Consider the following 21,604-nt stretch of genomic DNA (forward strand, 5'->3'; position numbering starts at 1 on the left):
ACGTGGCCGACCCACGAGAGAGAGCCCCGATGACTCAGAGCGCCGTCAAGAAGGTCACCGTGCTGGCCGGGGGCATCTCCCACGAGCGAGACGTCTCGCTGAGGTCGGGGAGGCGCGTGGTCGACAGCCTCGTCGCGAACGGCATCGAGGTCGACCTGCGTGATCCCGACGCCTCCCTGCTCGGACACCTCACCACCACGCGACCCGACGTCGTCTGGCCCGCGCTGCACGGTGCCAGCGGCGAGGACGGCGCCTTGCGTGGCCTGCTCGAGGCGCTGGACATCCCGTTCGTCGGCAGCAGCTCGGCGGCGGCGCGGCTCGCGTGGGACAAGCCCACCGCCAAGGAGCTGGCGCACCGCGCCGGGGTCCGGACGCCCCGGGGCATCACCCTCTCGCACGACGCGTTCCGTGAGCTCGGCGCAGCAGGTGTGCTCGCCGCGATCTCGGAGGAACACCCCGTCCCGGTCGTCGTGAAGCCGGCCCGGGGTGGCTCGGCGCAAGGCGTCACCGTCGTCGAATCCGCTGATCAGCTGCCCCGTGCGATGGTGGACGCCTACACGTACTGCGACGACGTGATCGTCGAGCAGAAGATCACCGGCACCGAGGTCGCGGTCGGCGTCATCGACACGGGCGACGGCCCCTCCGCGCTGCCGGCCGTCGAGATCGTCCCCCGCAACGGCGTCTACGGCTTCGAGGCCCGGTACAACGCGGGCGAGACGACGTTCTTCACACCGGCCCGCCTCGATGCCCGGGCGCAGGAGGCGGCGGCCCAGACCGCGGTGACCGTTCACCAGGCGCTCGGCCTCCGCCACCTTTCCCGCGTCGACCTGATCGTCGACGCGGCGGGCACCCCGTGGTTCCTCGAGGTGAACGTCCTGCCCGGCCTGACGGAGACCTCACTGGTCCCCATGGCCCTCGATGCCGCCGGCTTCGAGCTCGGTCTGGTCTACGCGGCTCTCGCTGAGAAGGCCGTCCTCGACCACGCGTGACACCGTTTCACGGGGAACGCCCGTCCCGTCGATCGTGAGGGCGGGCGTTTCGCGTTGAACACGCGTGGCGGAGCAGGCCGCAGCGAGCTCGATCGGCACACGAGAGCCTCCCTTCACGGGAGTACAGACCTGCAGATGAGACACATGGTCCGTCGCACCAAGGAGGCCCGAGATCCCCGAGACCGTTCCTACGCAATTCCCGCCCTTTCTCTAGGACCGGGCGTGCGCGTGCCTCGCACGTACAACCCGACGAGCCGCGAGACACCGGGTATCCCACGCCTGTCCCTTCTTGAATAAGGGGAGCGTTTCACGTGAAACACCGACCGCCCGGTGGGTCGAGACTGCGTATACGGCGAAACGCCCGCCTCAACCGGAGAGAAAGCGGGCGTTTCACGTGAAACCGAGCATGACCGAGTCGGTTAGGTCGGCAGGGCTACTGGGAGAACGGATCCTGCCCCAGAGCAGCGAGGATCCGGTTGAGGTCCTGCATCGAGGCGAAGTCGATGGCGATCGAGCCCTTCCTGGCCCCCATCTTGACCTTCACTTTGGTCTCGAGTCGATCCCCGAGGTTCTCGGCGACCTCGTCGAGATGAGCCTGGTGCCGACCCACGGCAGCCCGGGTCGTGCGGGGCTTGATGCTCGTGCCCGCCGCTGCGGCCTCGGCAGCACGCACCGACAGGTCCTCGTTGACGATCTTGTCCGCGAGCCGCTCCATCAGGAGCGAATCCCCGGTCGACAGGATGGCCCGGGCATGGCCCGCCGACAAGACACCCGACGCCACTCGTCGCTGCACGCTCGCAGGGAGGCGGAGGAGACGCAGGGTGTTCGAGATCTGTGGCCGGCTGCGGCCGATGCGGCTCGACAGCTCCTCCTGGGTGATGCCGAAGTCTGCAAGGAGTTGCTGATAGGCCGAGGCTTCTTCGAGCGGGTTCAGCTCCGCTCGATGCAGGTTCTCGAGCAGGGCGTCGCGGAGCATCGACTCGTCGGCGGTCTCCTTGACGATCGCAGGGATCGTCGCCAGGCCGAGCTGCTTCGTGGCCCGCAGACGTCTCTCACCCATGACGAGCTCGTACTGCGGAGCCGCAGTGGCACCCTTGGCGGAGGCGTCGCGGGGGAGAGGGCGCACCACGATGGGCTGGAGAACACCGACCTCGCGGATGCTGGTGACCAGCTCGGCGAGCTCCTCCTCGCGGAACTCCGCACGGGGCTGCTGCGCGTTGGGCACGACATCGAGCGGGTTGAGGTTGGCGAGTCGAGCGCCCGGCACCGCCACCAGCTCGTCCGCCGTCTGCTGTCCTGTCGGGAAGAAGACGTCGACGGGCCTGTCCTGGCCTTCTTCTGCCACGGGGATGAGGGCGCCGATGCCGCGCCCGAGGCCCGTTCTCTTGGTTGCCACTACTGGGGTGCTCCTCGTCGTGCTAGTTCTGCTGCGGCCTCGAGGTACGAGATCGAGCCGGGTGAGTTCGTGTCGTAGCTGATGACCGTCTGACCATAGCCGGGCGCCTCGCTGATGCGGACGGACCGGGGGATGAGAGTGTCCAGCGCCTCGGCCGGGAAGTGCTCGCGCACGTCCGCGACGACCTGTCGCGCCAGGTTCGTGCGCCCGTCGTACATGGTCAACAGGATGCTCGAGACCTGGAGGGTCGGGTTGAGGTGCTTCTCGATCAGCTGGATGTTGCGGAGCAGCTGACTGAGCCCCTCCAGCGCGTAGTACTCGCACTGGATCGGGATGAGCACCTCGCCGGCCGCGACGAACGCGTTGATGGTCAGCAGTCCGAGCGACGGCGGGCAGTCGATGAAGACGTAGTCGAACCGCTCACCCGCCGCCTCCGTGGCCGACAGGTAGGCGTCGAGCTGCGTCCGGAGCCTCTGCTCACGGGCCACGAGCGACACGAGCTCGATCTCGGCACCGGCCAGGTGGATCGTCGCCGGCACGCAGTACAGGTCGGGGAACTCCGGACTCTGCTGCACGACGTCCGAGATGTCGCCCTCGTTGACGATCACGTCGTAGACACTGGGCGTCTCCGCACGGTGCTCCACCCCGAGTGCGGTCGATGCGTTCCCCTGCGGGTCCAGGTCGATCACGAGCACCCGAGCCCCGCTCCGAGCGAGGGCGGCGGCCAGGTTGACCGTCGTCGTCGTCTTGCCGACCCCGCCCTTCTGGTTCGAGACGGTCAGGATCCGTGTGTTCGCCGGCGCGGGGAGCGGGTCCTTCGAGAGCGCCTCACGCCGGCGCCGGAGATCAGCGAGCTCGCGCGCCAGAGGAGTGCTGTCGTCGTACTCCGTGGATGAACTCACCGGGGGATCTCCGCATCGCTGTGTTTCACGTGAAACGGCCTCGCGCATGGTCACGATCGACGATGATCATCACTGCTGAGCCGAGCCTCCACTCTATCTCGCCGGGTGGTGCTGACAGGCATCGGAGCCCCTCCGAGCGTGTCCGCGTTTCACGTGAAACGAGGCGTGAATGCCGGCGCGGGATGTGCAGGACGAGCGCGAGACATGTTTGTGCACAGGCTCGCCAACATGTGCATAACTGTGTCGCAGGCGCGTCGAGCAGGTCGCCGGCAACTCGTCCCGACCCCCAGGACGAGCCATGCCGGACGAGTTTTCGTGCTCCGGACCCGAGAACACCGAGATCAGCTCGAAATCAGCGAATAGCAATAAATGCCCTGATCAAATGCAATATGCGCCCCGATCGACGAGACGGCCAATCTCAGACCGTGAGCGGCGACGTGTCTGATGGTGGATCACCCGCGGCGCTCAGATCGCTTCCTGTGGAGCCGGCCAGCGCCTCCTCGACTCTCGTCAGTCGAGGGTAGCTCTGAACACCCGGGTCGTCTCCGCGGGGTCCACGACCCCGACGCCGAGCTCGAGCACCTCGACGTCCACCAGGTGCGTCCGGGCGATGACCTTGCGGGCCGCCTCGACCTCCTGGTCGACGCGCGCGCCCTTCATCAGGATCAGCTCGCCGCCGGTCCGCACGAGTCGGGCCGTCAGCGGGATCAGCTTGGTCAGCGCCGACACGGCACGCGCGGTCGCCTGGTCGAGCCAGGCGTCGAGCTCGACGTCCTCCGCGCGGGCCCGGATCACCTCGACGTTGGTCAGGCCGAGACGCTCGGCCTCGGCGGAGAGCCAGTCGGTCCGTCGCTCCATCGGCTCGATGAGCAGGAGCGTCGTGTCCGGGCGCGCGGCTGCCAGCACCAGGCCGGGCAGGCCCGCGCCGGAGCCGATGTCTCCCACACGTGCACCCGATCGGAGCAGCGGCGCGACCAGCCCGGAGTTGACCACATGACGTGTCCACAAGCGGGGGAGCTCGAGGGGTCCGATCAGCCCGAGCTCCTCGCCGTGCTGGGCGAGGTCGGCGGTGAACTGTCGGACGATCTCGAGGCGGTCGCCGAAGATCTCCCGCGCGACGGCGGGCTCTGCCTCGAGGAGGCCCGCCTGGTCGGTGCTCACGATCGGCTCAGCCGCGCTTGATGACGGTGTGCCGGTCGCGGCCCTCGCCCTCGGACTCCGAGACGAACCCGCGGGCGGCGACGATGTCGTGCACCAGCTTGCGCTCGTACGACGACATGGGCGGCAGGGACGCCGCCTCGGCGCCCTCCTCGAGACGCTCGACGGCCCGGTCGACCATGGCCCCGAGCTCGGCCTCGCGGGTCTGCCGCGACCCGCCGATGTCGAGGATGAGACGGGAGAACTCACCGGTCTTCGTCTGCACCGCGATGCGGGTCAGCTCCTGGAGGGCCGTGACCGTGTCGGGCTTCGACAGCGTCCGCAGCGACCCCTCGCCGGAGGCGTCGACCGAGATGTACGACCGGCCGCCGCGGACCTCGATGTCGATGTCGCCGTCGAAGTCGCAGATGTCGAGGAGCTCCTCGATGTAGTCGGCGGCGATCTCGCCCTCGTCGATGACGGAGGCAGCGTCGGCCCCGTCGACCGAGTCGGACGCGCCGGAGGTGCGCTGCCGGTCGTCCGTGATCGTCGCCTCCTCGGCCACCGCCGCGGTGCCCTCGGGGAGGTCTGCGCCGGTGGTGTCCATGTCGGCAGTGTCGTTGTCGGTCATGCTCGTCGCCTCTTCCGGGTAGATCGGTCACACGTCGCCGGCATCGCCTGCCGGAATTGCTCCCGCCGCACGAGGCCGGGGGAGCACGGCGCTGCTTACTTCTTGGCGCCGTTCTGCTTCTTGGCGCGGTTCTTGCCGACGGGCTGCGCGCGCTGCGTCGCCTTCGGCACGGCGGGGGCGGACTCGATCTCGGTGACGGTGATGTCGCCGAGCCCGAGGCCCTTGCGCTGGGCCTTCTTCGCGAGACGTTCCTCGCGGGCGAGGGCCGCCTCGCTGCCGGGGGTGGGCATGTTCCGGATGACGATGAACTGCTGCGCCATCGTCCAGATGTTCGAGGTCAGCCAGTAGAACATGACGCCGAGGGGGAACGAGAGGCCCGAGAAGACGAACACGAGGGGGAGGAAGTAGAGCAGCATCCGCTGCTGCTTGAACATGGGGCTCGCCTTGGTCTCGGGCGACATGTTCTTCGAGACGATCTGCAGCTGCGTGATGAACTGCGACGCGGTCATGACGACGACCATGATGCCGGCCATCAGCCGGACCTCCCAGGTCGTGGCGCCGAGGAAGGTCTCCTTGAGCGGTGCGCCGAAGAGCGAGGACTCGCCGAACGAGGTGGAGAGCGCCTGGCTGAGGAGGCCGATGCCGACCTTGTCCTGCTGGGCGTTGTGCAGCACCGTGTAGAGGCTGAAGAAGATCGGCATCTGGATGAGGAGCGGCAGGCAGGAGCTGAGCGGGTTCGTGCCCGTGTCCTTGTAGAGCGCCATGGTCTCGCGCGACATCGCCTCGCGGCTGAACTGGTCGCGCTTGCCCTTGTACTTGTCCTGGATCTTCTTGAGCCGGGGCGCGATCTCCATCATGCGTCGCTGGCTCTTGATCTGGCGGACGAAGATCGGGATGAGGGCAGCTCGGACGACGAGCACGAGGCCGACGATCGACAGGACCCAGGTGCTGCCGGCGGCCGTGTCCATGCCGAGCGCGGTGAGCACGTTGTGGAAGCCCACGAGGATCGCCTCGACGACCCACCTGAGGGGCCAGAGGATGGTTCCGATGAAGTCCATGGTGTTCGGGTCAGCCCTTTCCGTGGCTCTGGACGATGAGACGGGGCACGCCGCTCGGGGCGGGCGCGACCACGTCGGATCGAGGGACCACGAAGCCGAAGGCCGTGGTGGTGTACTTCTGTCGCCGGGGCGGGGTCACGTCGTCGATGCCGCCTGCGGCCCAGGGGTTGCAGCGGCCGATCCGCCACGCGCCCATAGCCGAGCCCCGCACGACGCCGTGCTGCTGGATGGCCTCGAGCGCGTACCGCGAGCAGGACGGGTGGTACCGGCAGACCTCGCCGTAGAGGGGAGAGACGACGGCCCGGTAGGCGCGGAGCAGCACGACGCACACGTTGCGCGGCAGCAACGTCACGAACTGCACCGCTTGCTTCACTGTCCCACGACCTTGTCGACGACCCCCGAGATGTCCCTGAGCAGGGTAGACCACGGAACGTCGAGGCTGCCTGGCAGTGCCCGGACGACCACGTCGGTGCCCGGGGGCACCCCCGGGAGGATGTCGTGGCACACGTGCTTGAGCCGACGACGGACGGTGTTGCGCGCCACGGCGTTGCCGACCGTCTTGGCCACGATGAAGCCGAACCGGACCAGGTCGTCGTCTCGACGACGCACGTAGACGACCGAGTGCGCCGTGCCCGACTTGCGGCCACGGCGCACTGTGTTGCGGTAGTCGTCTGCGCGGACGATCCGGTTGGCCCGGGCCAACACGGAGGCTGCTACGCGGAGAGCTCGGTGCGGCCCTTGCCGCGGCGGTGCGCCAGGATGGCGCGACCGGCACGGGTGCGCATGCGAGCACGGAAACCGTGCTTCTTGGCGCGGCGGCGGTTGTTCGGCTGGAACGTTCTCTTGCTCATGGTGTTCTCTCCAGGGGGATGCGGACCTGGCCTGGTGCCGTGATCCGAGAAGTCTTCGTCAGCCGAGTCGGCTGGGATTCAACTGATTAAAAGTACGCGGCTTCTGTCCTGCGGTCAAACGACAGCCCTCCCCGGAGTTCTCCACAGTGTTGACAACCTCGGTTGCGGAGGGTGCGGCCCGACGAACTAAAGTGGGCACCTCCCGCTCCGCATCCGCGTAGTTCTGGGGAAGTAGCAGTGTTCCTGGCTCTGACGTCGCTCGTCGGCCAGTGGAGAAACCTGTGCATAAGTAGGTAGGAAGAGCCCCGTGGCGAACACCGTCGATCCGGTCCAGGACCTCTGGCGATCCGTGCTCGCGACCCTGACGACCGACGATCGCATCACTCCTCAGCTGCACGGCTTCATCAGCCTGGTCGAGCCCAAGGGCGTGCTGGGCGGCACCCTCTACCTCGAGGTGCCCAACGACCTGACCCGCGGCATGCTCGAGCAGCGCATCCGCACCCCGCTGCTCGAGTCGATCGCCGCGCTCGGCGACACCTCGGTCGCGAGCTTCGCCATCACCGTCAACCCCGACATCACGCCCGACACCCTCACCCAGCAGCCCGAGGAGTCGGAGCCGGCCCACTACATCGAGGCCCCGTTCGTGCCGACGCCTGTCGAGTCGCCGTCGACCGGCAAGCGCAACGACTCGCGGCTGAACCCCAAGTACAGCTTCGACAACTTCGTGATCGGCGCGTCGAACCGGTTCGCCCACGCCGCGGCGGTGGCCGTCGCCGAGGCGCCGGCCAAGGCGTACAACCCCCTCTTCATCTACGGCTCGTCCGGGCTGGGCAAGACGCACCTCCTCCACGCCATCGGCCACTACGCCGAGACGATGTACCCGGGCATCCGGGTCCGCTACGTGAGCAGCGAGGAGTTCACGAACGACTTCATCAACTCGATCGCCAACAACCGCTCGAACCTGTTCCAGCAGCGGTACCGCGAGATCGACATCCTCCTGATCGACGACATCCAGTTCCTGCAGGGCAAGGACTCGACGCAGGAGGCCTTCTTCCACACCTTCAACACCCTGCACGACCACGACAAGCAGCTCGTGATCACGAGCGACCTGCCGCCCAAGCACCTGACGGGCTTCGAGGACAGGATGCGCTCGCGCTTCGAGTGGGGCCTCATCACCGACGTGCAGGCGCCCGACCTCGAGACCCGCATCGCGATCCTCCGCAAGAAGGCGCAGAGCGAGAAGCTGCAGGTCCGCGACGAGGTGCTCGAGTTCATCGCCACGAAGGTGTCGAGCAACATCCGCGAGCTCGAGGGCACGCTCATCCGGGTGACGGCGTTCGCCAGCCTGAACCGCACGGCGGTCGACATGGCCCTCGTGCAGACAGTCCTGAAGGACCTGATCACCCTCGACGAGGACAACATCGTCGCGCCGGTCGACATCATCAACCACACCGCCGACTACTTCAAGCTCTCGGTCGACGACCTCTACGGGTCGTCCCGCTCGCAGGCGATCGCCACGGCTCGACAGATCGCGATGTACCTCTGCCGCGAGCTGACCAGCCTGTCCCTCCCCAAGATCGGCCAGCTCTTCGGCAACCGCGACCACACCACGGTCATGTACGCGAACAAGAAGATCAGCGAGCTCATGAAGGAACGCCGCTCGATCTACAACCAGGTGACCGAGCTGACGAGCCGGATCAAGCAGGACACCCGCTACAAGTAGGCGAGTCGAGGCGCTGTGCCGGCGCCTCCTCGCTGCGTGCCCCGGACGGGCGTCGACCTCGGGTCGGCGCCCGTTCGTGCGTGCACGAGCACGCAGGAGGCGGCCTGTAGCACCTGGGGACAGCCATCGATCCCACAGTGTGGATAACTTGTGGAAAGACGTGGACAACTACAGCTCGGGTGTTCACGGATCGCTCGGGCCTGTGGGAACCGACCTCGGCGGACGAGGAGGACGTCGTTCGATCACCCCGTCGAGTCCACACTCCGTGCACAAGTCACAATCGTGTAGTTCCCTCTGGCCTCGGGGTTTTAAACAGGTTATCCACACTGTGCACAACGGTTAAGACTGTTAATCCTGATTACAAGAAATTGTTGGAGAGACAACCTTGTGGACAGCCGACGGCGGTCCTCGGGCCCGGGACCGCCCGCCTCCTCGCTGTGGCAGTATTGGCGGGCCATCCACGAGCGAGTAGTCGAACAGGGGTCCCCGCGTGAAGTTCCAGGTCAACCGCGACGTCTTCAGCGATGCCGTCTCCTTCGCCGTGAAGCTCCTGCCCCAGCGGACGACGCTGCCGATCCTCAGCGGTGTGCTGATCGAGGCGGACGCCGACGGGCTCACGCTCTCGTCCTTCGACTACGAGGTCTCGGCCCAGACGAGCATCGCGGCCGAGGTCGACGAGCCCGGCACGATCCTCGTGTCGGGGCGCCTCCTCGCCGACATCGCCAACCGCCTGCCCAACGCGCCCGTGACGTTCTCGACCGACGAGAACCGCATCGCCGTGAGCTGCGGCTCCGCCAACTTCTCGTTGCTGAGCATGCCCGTCGAGGAGTACCCGACCTTGCCCACGGTCGGCGAGCGCTCGGGTGTCGTGCCCGGGGACGCCTTCTCGCTGGCCATCTCCCAGGTCGCCGTCGCCGCCTCCCGCGACGACGTGACGCCGGTCATCACGGGCGTGCAGCTCGAGGTCACCGAGAACGCCCTGTCGCTCGTGGCCACCGACCGCTACCGGGTGGCCGTCCGGGGGATCGAGTTCGATCCCGGCACCGCCGCGAGCACCGAGACGACGACAGCGCTCGTCCCGGCCCGCACCCTGCAGGAGGTCGGCAAGACCTTCGGCGGCGCCAGCACCGTGTCCGTGTCGATCACCGGCAGCGACGACCGCGAGCTGATCGCGTTCCAGGCCGGCGACAAGACCGTGACGTCGTTGCTGATCAAGGGCAACTTCCCCCCGGTCAAGCGGCTCTTCCCCGAGACCGTCGAGAACTTCGCGGTGATCAACACCGCCGAGCTCGTCGAGTCCATCCGCCGCGTCTCGCTCGTGCTCGAGCGCGAGGCGGCCCTCAGGTTCACGTTCACGATCGACGGCCTCACCCTCGAGGCGGTCGGCAGCGAACAAGCGCAGGCATCAGAGTCGATCGACGCGTTGTTGACGGGAGAGGACACGGTGGTCTCGTTGAAGCCCCAGTTCCTCCTCGACGGCCTCGGAGCCGTCCACTCCGAGTTCGTGCGGATCTCCTTCACCAAGACGGAGAACCCGAACAAGCCCGGTCCTGTGCTGATCACCAGTCAGTCCTCCAAGGACCAGGCGGGGGCTGACAGCTACCGCTACCTGCTGCAGCCCAACCTCCTCCTGCGCTGACAGCGCGACACGACGGAGGCGCCACGATCGACGCCTCCACAGAACGAAGGATCCTCATGCACATCGGCCTCGTCGGTCTCGGCAAAATGGGCAACAACATGCGCGCTCGCCTGCGCAACGCGGGCATCGAGGTGACCGGCTACGACGCCAACCCCGCGGTCTCCGACGTCGCCGACCTGGGTGCCCTCGCCCAGGCGCTCCCGTCGCCGCGCCTCGTCTGGGTGATGGTCCCCCACGGCCAGATCACGGACGCCGTCATCAAGGACCTCGGCGAGGTCCTCGAGCCGGGCGACCTCGTCATCGACGGCGGCAACTCGAAGTGGCTCGACGACGAGGTCCACGCGACCCTCCTCGATGCCAAGGGCATCCGCTACATGGACGCCGGCGTCTCCGGCGGCGTGTGGGGCCTTGAGAACGGGTACGGCCTGATGGTCGGCGGCGACTCCGCCGACGTCGAGCGCGCGATGCCCGTCTTCGACGCGCTGCGCCCTGAGGGCCCCCGCGAGGAGGGCTTCAGCCACGCGGGCGCCGTCGGCGCAGGCCACTACGCCAAGATGGTCCACAACGGCATCGAGTACGCGATCATGCAGGCGTACGGCGAGGGCTACGAGCTCCTCGAGGCCAAGGGCCTCGTCGAGGACGTCCCCGCCGTCTTCAAGGCATGGCAGCGCGGCACGGTCGTCCGTTCCTGGTTGCTCGAGCTCATGGTCCTCGCGCTGGACGCCGACCCGAAGCTCGACGCTCTCTCGGGCTACGTCGAGGACAGCGGCGAGGGCCGCTGGACGCTCGAGGAGGGCATCGCCCACGCCGTGCCGATGCCGGCGCTGAGCGCGTCGATCTTCGCGCGCTTCGTGTCGCGTCAGGGCGAGGGCTCGCCCACCATGAAGGCCGTCGCCGCCCTGCGAAACCAGTTCGGCGGCCACGCGGTCAAGAAGGCCTAGTCGCCTCCGGCCCGCGTGCGAGTACTCCATCTGAGCCTGACCGACTTCCGGAACTACGCTTCCGCCGAAGTCGCGCTCGCGCGCGGGCCCAACCTCTTCATCGGCCGGAACGGCCAGGGCAAGACCAACCTGGTCGAGTCGCTCGGCTACCTCGCGACCCTCGGGTCGCACCGCGTCTCGTCCGACGCCGCGATGATCCGACAGGGCACGGACTCGGCGATCGTCAGGGCGCGCCTCGAGTCAGAGGGTCGCGAGCTCCTCGCCGAGGTGCAGATCAACCGCACCGGCGCCAACCGCGCCCAGGTCAACCGCAGCGCGATCAAGCCCCGCGAGCTGCCGCGCTACTTCACCAGCGTGCTGTTCGCTCCGGAGGACCTCGCGCTCGTGCGGGGGGAGCCGTCGGGCCGTCGCCGGTTCCTCGACGAGCTGCTCGTGACCCGGGCGCCCCGGTTCGCCGGGGTCCAGGCGGACTACGACCGGGTGCTCCGCCAGCGGAACACGCTCCTCAAGTCGGCCCGCGCCTCCGGCGTCAAGGCGGGTCAGCTCGGCACCCTCGACATCTGGGACGAGCGCCTCGTGGCGCTGGGCACGGAGATCGTCGTCGCACGCGAGCGGCTCGTCGCCGATCTCGCCCCCGAGGTGGCTCGTTCGTACGCCGCCGTCGCGGGCGAGGACCACGCGGCACGGCTCTCGACCGTCCTGAGCATCCGGGGCGCGACGGTCGACGACGACGCCCCGGCGCCGGAGGCGCCCACCGAGCAGGTGGCGCCGGCCGAGGTCGCCGACGTGTTCCGCGAAGCGCTCGCCCGGGTCCGGCCCAGCGAGCTCGACCGTGGCCTCACGCTCGTCGGGCCGCACCGCGACGACCTCTTCCTCTCGCTCAACGGCCTCCCTGCCCGCGGCTACGCGAGCCACGGCGAGTCCTGGTCGTTCGCCCTCGCCCTGAAGCTCGCGTCGGCGGCCGTCGTCCGCGCCGAGGCGACGACGGGCGACCCCGTCATCGTGCTCGACGACGTGTTCGCCGAGCTCGACGGGTCCCGGCGCGAGCGACTGGCCGACGCCGTGGCCGACTACGAGCAGGTGCTCATCACCGCGGCGGTCGAGGAGGACGTGCCCGACCGGCTGGCCGCGCACACCGTCCGCATCTCCGCGGGCACCATCGTCGAGGAGTCGGACACGGCAGAGGTCACGGCCGCGACCGTGACCACGACCGCGGACACGGCGGCACCCACCGACGCCGCGGGCGCGACCGCGGACCCGTCGTGAACGCCGACGACGACGACCCGACCGCGCGCCCCGCGGAGGAGGCGCCCTCCTCGACGACGGGACCGCCGCCTCCTGCGCCCCCCGAGCCGCTGCCGGACGACGAGGCGCAGCGCGTCTACCTGAGGTTCCGCCGCGTCTTCGGGGACCCGAACGGACGCTCGCGCGACGGCCGGCGGCGGAAGGCCATCAAGCTCGGCTCGCCGAGCCAGCCCTTCGGCACGGGACGTGAGCCCCGCGGCATCGCCGACGTGCTCGCGAGCGTCACGTCCGAGCTGGGCTGGAAGTCGCCCCTGGCGCAGTCCGACCTCATGGCGGCGTGGCCCGACATGGTCGGCGACGAGCTGTCCGCGCACTCGCACCCGGTGTCCATCGACGACGGCACCCTGACCGTGCAGTGCGACTCGACGGCGTGGGCGACGCAGCTGCGCCTGATGCGCGGCACGGTGACCACGACGATCGTCCAGCGCTACCCCGACGCCGGCATCCAGTCGGTGCGTTTCCTGGCACCCAACGCCCCGTCCTGGAAACGCGGCCCCAGATCGGTCCCAGGGCGTGGCCCTCGCGATACCTACGGCTAGGGAGGGTGAATCGTCCACCCGGCTCGGGAAAATCCCTCTGAGGGCGGAATTCGCCCCGTGGGGGACAGGCCTGCGGTAGACTCACAAGGTCGTCCGCGAGCCGTCCTCAGCGAGGTCGCGGCCGGGCGACGACCCTCGTCCCAGACGCCAGGAGCCCCCGCGAACATGACACCGAACCCCGCCGACGCCCAGCCCGACGACTCCTACGGCGCCAGCGCGATCCAGGTGCTCGAGGGTCTCGAGGCGGTGCGCAAGCGACCGGGCATGTACATCGGCTCGACGGGCCCGCGCGGTCTGCACCACCTGGTCTACGAGATCGTCGACAACTCGGTCGACGAGGCCCTGGCCGGCTGGTGCGACCACATCGAGATCACCATGCGAGAAGACGGCGGCGTCCGCGTCGTCGACAACGGCCGTGGCATCCCCGTCGACGTCCACCCCGTCGAGGGCCGGTCGACCGTCGAGGTCGTCCTCACGGTGCTGCACGCCGGCGGCAAGTTCGGCGGCGGCGGCTACGCGGTCTCCGGCGGCCTGCACGGCGTCGGCAGCTCGGTCGTGAACGCGCTCTCGAGCGAACTCGACGTCGAGGTCCGTCGACAGGGCAACGTCTACCGCCAGAGCTTCACCGACGGCGTCCCCGTCGCGCCGCTCGCCAAGGGCGAGGAGGACGACACCACCGGCACGACGATCACCTTCTGGCCCAACGCCGAGATCTTCGAGACGGTCGAGTTCGACTACGAGACGCTCCGCACCCGGTTCCAGCAGATGGCGTTCCTCAACAAGGGCCTGCGGATCGAGCTCAGCGACGAGCGCCCGCAGCCCGACGACGCCGAGCCCCGACACGACGTCTTCCACTACGAGAAGGGCCTGGTCGACTACGTCCAGTACCTGAACGCGGTCAAGAAGGTCGAGACGGTGCACGACGACATCCTCGCCTTCGAGCAGGAGGACACCGAGAAGAAGATCTCGCTCGAGGTCGCCATGCAGTGGAACACCTCGTACCAGGAGAGCGTCCACACCTACGCCAACACGATCAACACCCACGAGGGCGGCACCCACGAAGAGGGCTTCCGGGCGGCCCTCACGACGCTCATCAACCGGTACGCGCGTGAGAAGAACCTCCTCAAGGAGAAGGACGACAACCTCACGGGCGACGACGTCCGCGAGGGCCTGACCGCCGTCATCTCGATCAAGCTCGGCGAGCCGCAGTTCGAGGGCCAGACCAAGACCAAGCTCGGCAACACCGAGGCGAAGTCGTTCGTGCAGAAGGTCACCTTCGACCAGATCACCGACTGGTTCGACCGCAACCCCAAGCAGGCCGCCGAGATCGTCCGCAAGGGCATCCTGGCCGGGCAGGCGCGCATGGCCGCCCGCAAGGCGCGCGAGCAGACGCGGCGCAAGGGCGTGCTCGAGTCGAACGGCATGCCGGGCAAGCTCAAGGACTGCCAGAGCAAGGATCCGTCGCGCAGCGAGATCTTCATCGTCGAGGGCGACTCGGCCGGCGGCTCGGCCGTCCAGGGCCGCAACCCCGAGACGCAGGCGATCCTGCCCCTCCGAGGCAAGATCCTCAACGTCGAGAAGGCGCGGCTCGACCGCGCGCTCGGCAACAACGAGGTCCAGGCGATGATCAAGGCGTTCGGCGCCGACATCGGCGAGGACTTCGACCCCGACAAGGCCAGGTACCACAAGATCGTGCTGATGGCCGACGCCGACGTCGACGGCCAGCACATCACGACCCTGCTGCTGACGCTGCTGTTCCGGTACATGCGTCCGCTGATCGACCTCGGCTACGTCTACCTCGCGCAGCCGCCTCTCTACAAGCTCAAGTGGAGCAACGCCGCGCACGAGTACGTGTACAGCGACGCCGAGCGCGACGCCGTCCTCGTCTCGGGCAAGGCCGCCGGCAAGCGCATCCCCAAGGAGAACGCGATCCAGCGCTACAAGGGCCTCGGCGAGATGGACTACAAGGAGCTGTGGGAGACCACCATGGACCCCGACACGCGCACCCTGCTGCAGGTGACACTGGAGGACGCCGCGGCGGCCGACACGATCTTCGACACGCTCATGGGCGAGAACGTCGAGTCACGACGCAACTTCATCCAGCAGAACGCGAAAGACGTCCGCTTCCTCGACATCTGACGCGTGCGACGGCTGAGCCGGAGCACGCCCGCGCCCCGCGGAGGACACCGGGGCAGACCACGACAGACGGAGAATCATGGCCGACGAGCCGAACGACACCCCCGAGGGCACCGACGCCGAGGGCACCACCGCGTTCCCCGCGGCGATCAAGCGCGACAGCATCGAGCAGGTCGACCTGCAGCTCGAGATGCAGCGCTCGTACCTCGACTACGCGATGAGCGTCATCGTCGGCCGTGCGCTGCCCGAGGTGCGCGACGGCCTCAAGCCCGTCCACCGTCGCGTGATCTACGCGATGTACGACGGCGGCTACCGTCCCGACCGCGCGTTCTCGAAGTGCTCGCGCGTCGTCGGCGACGTGATGGGCCAGTTCCACCCGCACGGCGACACGGCCATCTACGACGCCCTCGTCCGGCTGGTCCAGCCGTGGAGCCTCCGCTACCCGCTCGCGCTCGGCCAGGGCAACTTCGGGTCGCCCGGCAACGACGGCGCCGCGGCCCCCCGGTACACCGAGACGAAGATGGCGCCGCTCGCCCTCGAGATGGTCCGCGACATCGACGAGGACACCGTCGACTTCCAGGACAACTACGACGGCCGCACGCAGGAGCCGGCCATCCTGCCGGCACGCTTCCCGAACCTCCTCGTCAACGGCTCGGTCGGCATCGCCGTCGGCATGGCGACGAACATCCCGCCGCACAACCTCCGCGAGGTCGCCGAGGGCGCGCAGTGGTCGCTGGCCCACCCCGAGGCCTCCCGCGAGGAGCTGCTCGAGGCGCTGATGGAGCGCATCAAGGGGCCCGACTTCCCCACCGGCGCGCAGATCCTCGGCGTCCGCGGCATCCAGGACGCCTACCGCACGGGCCGTGGCTCGATCACCATGCGGGCCGTCGTGAACGTCGAGGAGATCCAGGGCCGCACCTGCCTCGTCGTCACCGAGCTGCCTTACCAGGTCAACCCCGACAACCTCGCGATCAAGATCGCCGAGCTCGTCAAGGACGGCCGCATCGGCGGCATCGCCGACATCCGCGACGAGACCTCGGGCCGTACCGGGCAGCGCCTCGTCATCGTCCTGAAGCGCGACGCCGTCGCGAAGGTCGTCCTCAACAACCTGTACAAGCACACCTCCCTCCAGGAGAACTTCGGCGCCAACATGCTGGCCATCGTCGACGGCGTGCCCCGCACGCTGGCGCTCGACGGCTTCATCTCCGCCTGGGTGGCGCACCAGATCGACGTCATCGTCCGGCGCACCCAGTTCCGCCTGCGCAAGGCCGAGGCGGACGCCCACATCCTCCGCGGCTACCTCAAGGCGCTCGACGCCCTCGACGAGGTCATCGCGCTCATCCGCCGCTCGCCCACGGTCGAGGAGGCGCGCGCCGGCCTCATGGACCTGCTGGACGTCGACGAGGTCCAGGCCTCCGCCATCCTCAACCTCCAGCTGCGCCGCCTGGCCGCCCTCGAACGCCAGAAGATCCAGGACGACGCCGACAAGCTCGAGCGCGAGATCGCCGACTACAAGGACATCCTCGCCAAGCCCGAGCGCCAGCGCACGATCGTCAGCGACGAGCTGCGCGAGATCACCGACAAGTTCGGCGACGACCGGCGCACGGAGATCATGCTCGGCTTCGACGGCGACATGAGCGTCGAGGACCTGATCCCCGAGGAGGAGATGGTCGTCACCATCACCCGCGGCGGCTACGTGAAGCGCACCCGCAGCGACAACTACCGCAGCCAGCACCGCGGTGGCAAGGGCGTCCGCGGCGCGCAGCTGCGGGCCGACGACGTCGTCGACCACTTCTTCGTCACGACGACGCACCACTGGCTGCTCTTCCTCACCGACAAGGGACGCGTCTACCGGGCCAAGACCTACGAGCTGCAGGAGGCGGGACGCGACGCCAAGGGACAGCACGTCGCGAACCTCCTCGCCATGCAGCCGGACGAGTCGATCTCGCAGGTGCTCGACATCCGCGACTACGAGGTCGCCCAGTACCTCGTGCTCGCGACCCGCGACGGCCTCATCAAGAAGACGGCCCTGACCGAGTACGACACGAACCGCACGGGCGGCATCATCGCCATCAACCTCCGCGACGACGACGAGCTCGTCTCGGCGCTGCTCGTCGACGAGAGCGACGACCTGCTGCTCGTCTCGCGCCACGGCATGTCGCTGCGCTTCACGGCCACCAACGACTCGCTGCGCCCGATGGGCCGCTCCACGTCCGGGGTGAAGGGGATGACCTTCCGCGAGGGCGACACGCTGCTCTCCGCCTCCGTGGCCGACGACACGGGCTACGTCTTCGTCGTCACCGAGGGCGGCTACGCCAAGCGCACCGGCGCGGACCAGTACCGCGTGCAGAACCGCGGCGGGCTCGGCATCAAGGTCGCCAAGCTCGCGGAGGCCCGGGGCGACCTGGCCGGCGCCCTGATCGTCGGCGACGACGACGAGGTGCTCGTCGTGCTCTCGAGCGGCAAGGTGGTACGTTCTGCCGTGGCCGAGGTACCGGCGAAGGGACGTGACACCATGGGTGTCGTCTTCGCGCGGTTCGCCGCCGACGACCGCATCATCGCACTGGCGCGCAACACCGAGCGCAACCTCGTGGCACCGTCCGACGAGGCCGTCATCGACGCCGTCGGCGACAACGACGCCGTGCCCGCAGTCAGCCCCGGAGACGTGATCGACGCCGTCGACCCCGTCACGGAGGCACCCGCGGACACGGCCGACGACAGCAGCACCGGAGAGGAACCGACCAATGAGTAGCGTCGCCGAGAAGCTTCAGCGCAAGACCGCGCGCCCGTCCGGCACCAAGCAGGTGCGCCTGAAGCTCGTCTACATCGACTTCTGGTCCGTCGTGAAGCTGTCGTTCCTGATCGCTGTCGCGCTCGGGATCGTCACCGTCGTGGCGACGTTCCTGATCTGGCTGATCCTCAACCAGACGGGCATCTTCAACGACCTCGACCAGGTGCTGCGCGACATCCTGGGCGACCAGAACTTCACCATCCAGGACAGCTTCAACGTCGGGCAGGTCATGCTGTTCTCGATCGTCGTGGCCGTGCTGAACGTCGTGGTCGGCACCGTGCTCGGCGCCGTCGTGGCCGTGCTCTACAACCTGAGCGTCCGGGTCACCGGCGGCCTGCTGGTCGGCTTCACGAACAACTGATCCGGGTCGGATCGGCCCCTGCGGTCGATTCGTCATCTCCGTCGTGGTGCTGTAGGCTTTACGACGGTCCGGGGGCTATAGCTCAGGCGGTTAGAGCGCTTCGCTGATAACGAAGAGGTCACAGGTTCAAGTCCTGTTAGCCCCACTCCCGAAGGTCCTCCGACGGGTGCACCCGGTACCTCGGGGCCTTAGCTCAGTTGGTAGAGCGCCTGCTTTGCAAGCAGGATGTCAGGAGTTCGATTCTCCTAGGCTCCACGAAAAATAGGCCTTTCCCTGCTCGCCCACGTCGTGGGTTCGCGGGGATTTTTCGTTCGTGCTGGTTCGGCTGCGCCGCCGCTCCTGCGGCGCAGCGTGTCGGCTACGCCGACCCAGACGGTACAGCCGCCTGCGCAGCGGGCGACGTCGCTTCGCTCGTCGCCGGTCGCAACTTCGCTTCGCTCGTTGCCGCGAGGGGGCGACGTCGCTTCGCTCGTCGCCGGTCGCAACTTCGCTTCGCTCGTTGCGGCGCCGGGGGGTGTGCGGAGGGCCCGGCTCCGGGGAGGAGGCGGGCCCTGCGGGGTGGTGCGGGTGGGGACTGAGTGACTAGGCCTTCGTGTCGGCGTCGTCGTCGGCGACCCAGAGCTCGTCGTCGGCGCGGAGCGTCTGCACGGCGGCGAAGACGAGGCCGCCGAGCGCCACGACGCCGAGGCCGATCAGCAACACGCCGCCGACGCCGGGGCCCGACTTCTTCTTGGTCGGCGCGTACTTCGACGCCTGCGAGGCGAACTTGCCGCCCTGCTTCTTGGCCTTCTTGACGGCCTTCGCGACCTTGGGGTCGTTGACGAGGTCGAGACCGCCGAAGTAGGAGGAGAGGGCCGGGTAGACGTCGTGCTTCAGACGGTCCTGGGCGACGGTCGCGGCGTGGCTGCCGGCCGAGAGGCCCTGCGAGACGGCCGGACGGACGTTCTGGTCGACGGCGTGCTTGATGCGCGGCGTCACGTTCTTGTTGGCGTAGCGGACTCCGTGGTCACGGGCGTCGCCGATGACCTTGCCTGCGTGGCTCACGACCTCGCGCTGCTCGGACCACACGTCGAACGCGTGCTTCTTGAACTTCTTCAGTTCTTTCTTCTGCTTGCGTGACAGGGCCACAGTGTTCCTCCAACGACTAGTGCGCAACGGCTCGGTTCGCTGCTGGCCTCCCAGTCTGGCACGAGGCTTCCTGGCAGGTAACACCGTGCTCGCTGGGCACCCGCTGATGTGCTGAGGGCCCTGTGGGAGAATGGCCTCATGTCTACGCACACCGCTGTCGCCACCATCAAGACCAACCACGGCACCATCACCGTGAACCTCTTCGGCGACCACGCACCCAAGACCGTCGCCAACTTCACCGGGCTCGCCACCGGCACCATCGAGTGGACCCACCCCTCCACGGGCAAGGTCAGCACCGACCGGCTCTACGACGGCGTCGTCTTCCACCGCATCATCAAGGACTTCATGCTCCAGGGCGGCGACCCGCTCGGCCAGGGCATCGGCGGCCCCGGCTACCAGTTCGACGACGAGATCCACCCCGAGCTGAACTTCGGCGAGCCCTACGTCCTCGCCATGGCGAACGCCGGCAAGCAGGGCGGCCGCGGCACCAACGGCTCGCAGTTCTTCATCACCACCGTCGCCACGCCGTGGCTGCAGGGCAAGCACACCATCTTCGGCGTCGTCGCCGACGACGAGTCCAAGAAGGTCGTCGACGCCATCGAGGCCGTCCCCACCGACGCGCGCGACAAGCCCCTCGAGGACGTCGTGATCGAGAGCGTCACCATCGACGAGGTCTAGGTGACACAGGTCCCCGCCGACGCAGCGAACTACTGCTACCGGCACCCCGACAGGCAGAGCTTCGTGCTCTGCCAGCGGTGCGGTCGCACCATCTGCGGCCAGTGCCAGACCCCGGCCGCGGTGGGCGTGCACTGCCCGGAGTGCGTGCGCGAGGCTCAGGCCTCCGCTCCGCGCGTGCAGCCTCGTGTCCTGGGCAGCATCCGCAGCGCCTCCCGCGGCGGGGCCCCGGTCGTCACGTACGGCCTCATCGGCGTCAGCCTCGTCGTGTACCTCGCGCAGGTGCTCACGGGCGGCGTGGTCAGCTCGGCGTTCTCGTACTACGCGCCGATCGCGCTCGTCGAGCCGTGGCGCATCGTCACGTCGATGTTCACCCACGGCGGCGTCCTGCACATCCTCTTCAACATGTACGCGCTGTACATCTTCGGAGCGCAGCTCGAGCGGACGTTGGGCAGGGCCCGCTACGCGGCGCTCTACTTCATCAGCGGGCTGGGCGGCGCGGCCGCGGTGACGCTCCTGTCGCCGACCACCCCGGTGGTGGGCGCCTCCGGCGCGATCTTCGGCCTCATGGCGGGCTTCTTCGTGATCGCCCGCAGCCTGGGCGGCTCGAACGGCGTCCAGCTGCTCGTGGTGCTGGGCATCAACCTCGCCATCGGCCTCGTCTCCCCGAACATCTCGTGGCAGGCGCACGTCGGCGGCCTCGTCGTGGGCGCCCTGGTGTCGTTCGTCTACACGAAGACACGCCACCGCTCGAAGGTCGGCCTGCAGACGGCGGGTCTCGTCGCCATCGGTGCGGTCTGCCTGCTGATCGTCCTCGGGCGCTCGGCGATGTACCTCGGCTACCTCTGACCCGGCCCGCGGGTGCCTCCGACGTGAGGTGAGGAGAACGAAGGAGGCGGCACCCACCCGGGTGCCGCCTCCTTCGTCGTCGGGCCGCTCACATCTCAGAGAACGAGGTTGTCCACCGACTTATCCACAGGACTGTCCACAGTGGGGATAGTTACAGCCGTGTAAGTGCGAACGCCTGTTCGAGAGGGACGGAGGTCTCGGGTGCCTAGCGCCAACGGGTGGTCATGAGGAACCCGATGAACATGATCCCGAAGCCGATCAGGATGTTCCAGGAGCCGAGCGAGCCGATGGGCAGGGCGCTCTGGCTCACGTAGAAGACGACGATCCAGGCCAGGCCGATCAGCATGAAGCCGAACATGACCGGCTTGAACCACACCGGGTTCGGGGCGTCGGCCGCGGGGCGCGCCTCGGCGGAGCGGTCCGCGCGGGCGCGGGCGGGCTTCGAGGTGGGGTTCTTGTCTGCAGCCATGGCGCACATCCTAGCGTGGCGGCCCTGACGGGCCCCTCGGCCGTGCGGGACCTCGTCCACAGGGTCCGGCGTGCAGCCCCCGAC

General features: G+C 68.3%; 21 protein-coding genes and 2 tRNA genes. 13 read left to right on the top strand and 10 right to left on the bottom strand.

Annotated features, from left to right (window positions below):
* Positions 1–29 precede the first annotated feature (29 nt).
* A complete protein-coding gene (locus tag IFT90_RS00090; RefSeq protein WP_192040487.1) occupies positions 30–989 on the top strand; it encodes a D-alanine--D-alanine ligase in 960 nt (319 codons plus the stop codon).
* Positions 990–1,422: 433 nt separating this feature from the next.
* On the opposite strand, the gene IFT90_RS00095 is transcribed toward IFT90_RS00090, so the two are convergent.
* The 8 genes from IFT90_RS00095 to rpmH form a co-directional block, all read right to left on the bottom strand.
* The gene (locus IFT90_RS00095) at positions 1,423–2,385 is read right to left on the bottom strand and encodes a ParB/RepB/Spo0J family partition protein (RefSeq protein ID WP_192040488.1); all 963 of its coding nucleotides are present in this window, start codon (positions 2,383–2,385) and stop codon (positions 1,423–1,425) included.
* Positions 2,385–3,335, bottom strand: a complete 951-nt coding sequence (locus IFT90_RS00100; protein WP_192041354.1) for a ParA family protein — start codon at positions 3,333–3,335, stop codon at positions 2,385–2,387. The genes IFT90_RS00095 and IFT90_RS00100 overlap by 1 nt, the downstream gene beginning before the upstream one ends.
* Positions 3,336–3,797: 462 nt before the next feature.
* Positions 3,798–4,448 (bottom strand): 16S rRNA (guanine(527)-N(7))-methyltransferase RsmG, encoded by a 651-nt coding sequence (gene rsmG, locus IFT90_RS00105; protein ID WP_192040489.1) that lies wholly within the window; start codon positions 4,446–4,448, stop codon positions 3,798–3,800.
* 7 nt (positions 4,449–4,455) lie between these two features.
* The gene (locus IFT90_RS00110) at positions 4,456–5,055 is read right to left on the bottom strand and encodes a R3H domain-containing nucleic acid-binding protein (RefSeq protein WP_244644725.1); all 600 of its coding nucleotides are present in this window, start codon (positions 5,053–5,055) and stop codon (positions 4,456–4,458) included.
* Positions 5,056–5,150: 95 nt separating this feature from the next.
* Positions 5,151–6,113, bottom strand: a complete 963-nt coding sequence (yidC, locus tag IFT90_RS00115; protein ID WP_133739077.1) for a membrane protein insertase YidC — start codon at positions 6,111–6,113, stop codon at positions 5,151–5,153.
* A gap of 10 nt (positions 6,114–6,123) precedes the next feature.
* Positions 6,124–6,486, bottom strand: a complete 363-nt coding sequence (yidD, locus tag IFT90_RS00120; protein WP_123547398.1) for a membrane protein insertion efficiency factor YidD — start codon at positions 6,484–6,486, stop codon at positions 6,124–6,126.
* Positions 6,483–6,818, bottom strand: coding sequence for a ribonuclease P protein component (gene rnpA / locus IFT90_RS00125; protein WP_123547399.1), 336 nt, complete (start codon positions 6,816–6,818; stop codon positions 6,483–6,485). The genes yidD and rnpA overlap by 4 nt, the downstream gene beginning before the upstream one ends.
* An 8-nt stretch (positions 6,819–6,826) precedes the next feature.
* Entirely contained in the window at positions 6,827–6,964 is a 138-nt protein-coding gene (gene rpmH, locus IFT90_RS00130; RefSeq protein WP_123356527.1) for a 50S ribosomal protein L34, read from the bottom strand.
* 307 nt (positions 6,965–7,271) lie between these two features.
* Between rpmH and dnaA the strand changes: the two genes are divergently transcribed.
* From dnaA to IFT90_RS00180, 10 genes are all read left to right on the top strand, one after another.
* Positions 7,272–8,687: a chromosomal replication initiator protein DnaA gene (dnaA, locus tag IFT90_RS00135; RefSeq protein ID WP_192040490.1), complete on the top strand. Its 1,416-nt coding sequence runs from the start codon at positions 7,272–7,274 to the stop codon at positions 8,685–8,687.
* A 490-nt stretch (positions 8,688–9,177) separates the two neighbouring features.
* Entirely contained in the window at positions 9,178–10,326 is a 1,149-nt protein-coding gene (gene dnaN / locus IFT90_RS00140; protein WP_192040491.1) for a DNA polymerase III subunit beta, read from the top strand.
* Between the two features lie 56 nt (positions 10,327–10,382).
* Complete coding sequence (gene gnd / locus IFT90_RS00145) at positions 10,383–11,267, top strand: phosphogluconate dehydrogenase (NAD(+)-dependent, decarboxylating) (protein ID WP_192040492.1); 885 nt, start codon at positions 10,383–10,385, stop codon at positions 11,265–11,267.
* Positions 11,268–11,282: 15 nt separating this feature from the next.
* Positions 11,283–12,533: a DNA replication/repair protein RecF gene (gene recF, locus IFT90_RS00150; RefSeq protein ID WP_192040493.1), complete on the top strand. Its 1,251-nt coding sequence runs from the start codon at positions 11,283–11,285 to the stop codon at positions 12,531–12,533.
* On the top strand, positions 12,530–13,111 hold the full coding sequence (locus tag IFT90_RS00155; RefSeq protein ID WP_371741043.1) for a DUF721 domain-containing protein: 582 nt from the start codon (positions 12,530–12,532) through the stop codon (positions 13,109–13,111). The genes recF and IFT90_RS00155 overlap by 4 nt, the downstream gene beginning before the upstream one ends.
* A 165-nt stretch (positions 13,112–13,276) precedes the next feature.
* Positions 13,277–15,250: a DNA topoisomerase (ATP-hydrolyzing) subunit B gene (gene gyrB / locus IFT90_RS00160; RefSeq protein WP_123547404.1), complete on the top strand. Its 1,974-nt coding sequence runs from the start codon at positions 13,277–13,279 to the stop codon at positions 15,248–15,250.
* Between the two features lie 76 nt (positions 15,251–15,326).
* Positions 15,327–17,999: a DNA gyrase subunit A gene (gene gyrA, locus IFT90_RS00165; RefSeq protein WP_192040494.1), complete on the top strand. Its 2,673-nt coding sequence runs from the start codon at positions 15,327–15,329 to the stop codon at positions 17,997–17,999.
* Positions 17,992–18,399, top strand: a complete 408-nt coding sequence (locus IFT90_RS00170) for a DUF3566 domain-containing protein (protein ID WP_123547406.1) — start codon at positions 17,992–17,994, stop codon at positions 18,397–18,399. Before gyrA ends, IFT90_RS00170 begins: the two co-directional genes overlap by 8 nt.
* Positions 18,400–18,470: 71 nt before the next feature.
* Positions 18,471–18,544, top strand: a tRNA-Ile gene (locus tag IFT90_RS00175).
* 37 nt (positions 18,545–18,581) lie between these two features.
* A tRNA-Ala gene (locus tag IFT90_RS00180) sits at positions 18,582–18,654 on the top strand.
* Between the two features lie 327 nt (positions 18,655–18,981).
* On the opposite strand, the gene IFT90_RS00185 is transcribed toward IFT90_RS00180, so the two are convergent.
* Positions 18,982–19,527 (bottom strand): hypothetical protein, encoded by a 546-nt coding sequence (locus IFT90_RS00185; protein WP_192040495.1) that lies wholly within the window; start codon positions 19,525–19,527, stop codon positions 18,982–18,984.
* A gap of 138 nt (positions 19,528–19,665) precedes the next feature.
* On the opposite strand from IFT90_RS00185, the gene IFT90_RS00190 reads away from it, so the two are divergent.
* Positions 19,666–20,205 (top strand): peptidylprolyl isomerase, encoded by a 540-nt coding sequence (locus IFT90_RS00190; protein ID WP_123547408.1) that lies wholly within the window; start codon positions 19,666–19,668, stop codon positions 20,203–20,205.
* Positions 20,206–21,051 (top strand): rhomboid family intramembrane serine protease, encoded by an 846-nt coding sequence (locus IFT90_RS16720; protein WP_192040496.1) that lies wholly within the window; start codon positions 20,206–20,208, stop codon positions 21,049–21,051.
* 205 nt (positions 21,052–21,256) lie between these two features.
* Here IFT90_RS16720 and IFT90_RS00200 read toward each other — a convergent pair whose 3' ends face one another.
* The gene (locus IFT90_RS00200) at positions 21,257–21,520 is read right to left on the bottom strand and encodes a cell division protein CrgA (RefSeq protein WP_123547410.1); all 264 of its coding nucleotides are present in this window, start codon (positions 21,518–21,520) and stop codon (positions 21,257–21,259) included.
* Between the last annotated feature and the right edge of the window lie 84 nt (positions 21,521–21,604).

This window comes from Frigoribacterium sp. CFBP 8766, from assembly GCF_014841435.1.
GTDB lineage: Bacteria > Actinomycetota > Actinomycetes > Actinomycetales > Microbacteriaceae > Frigoribacterium.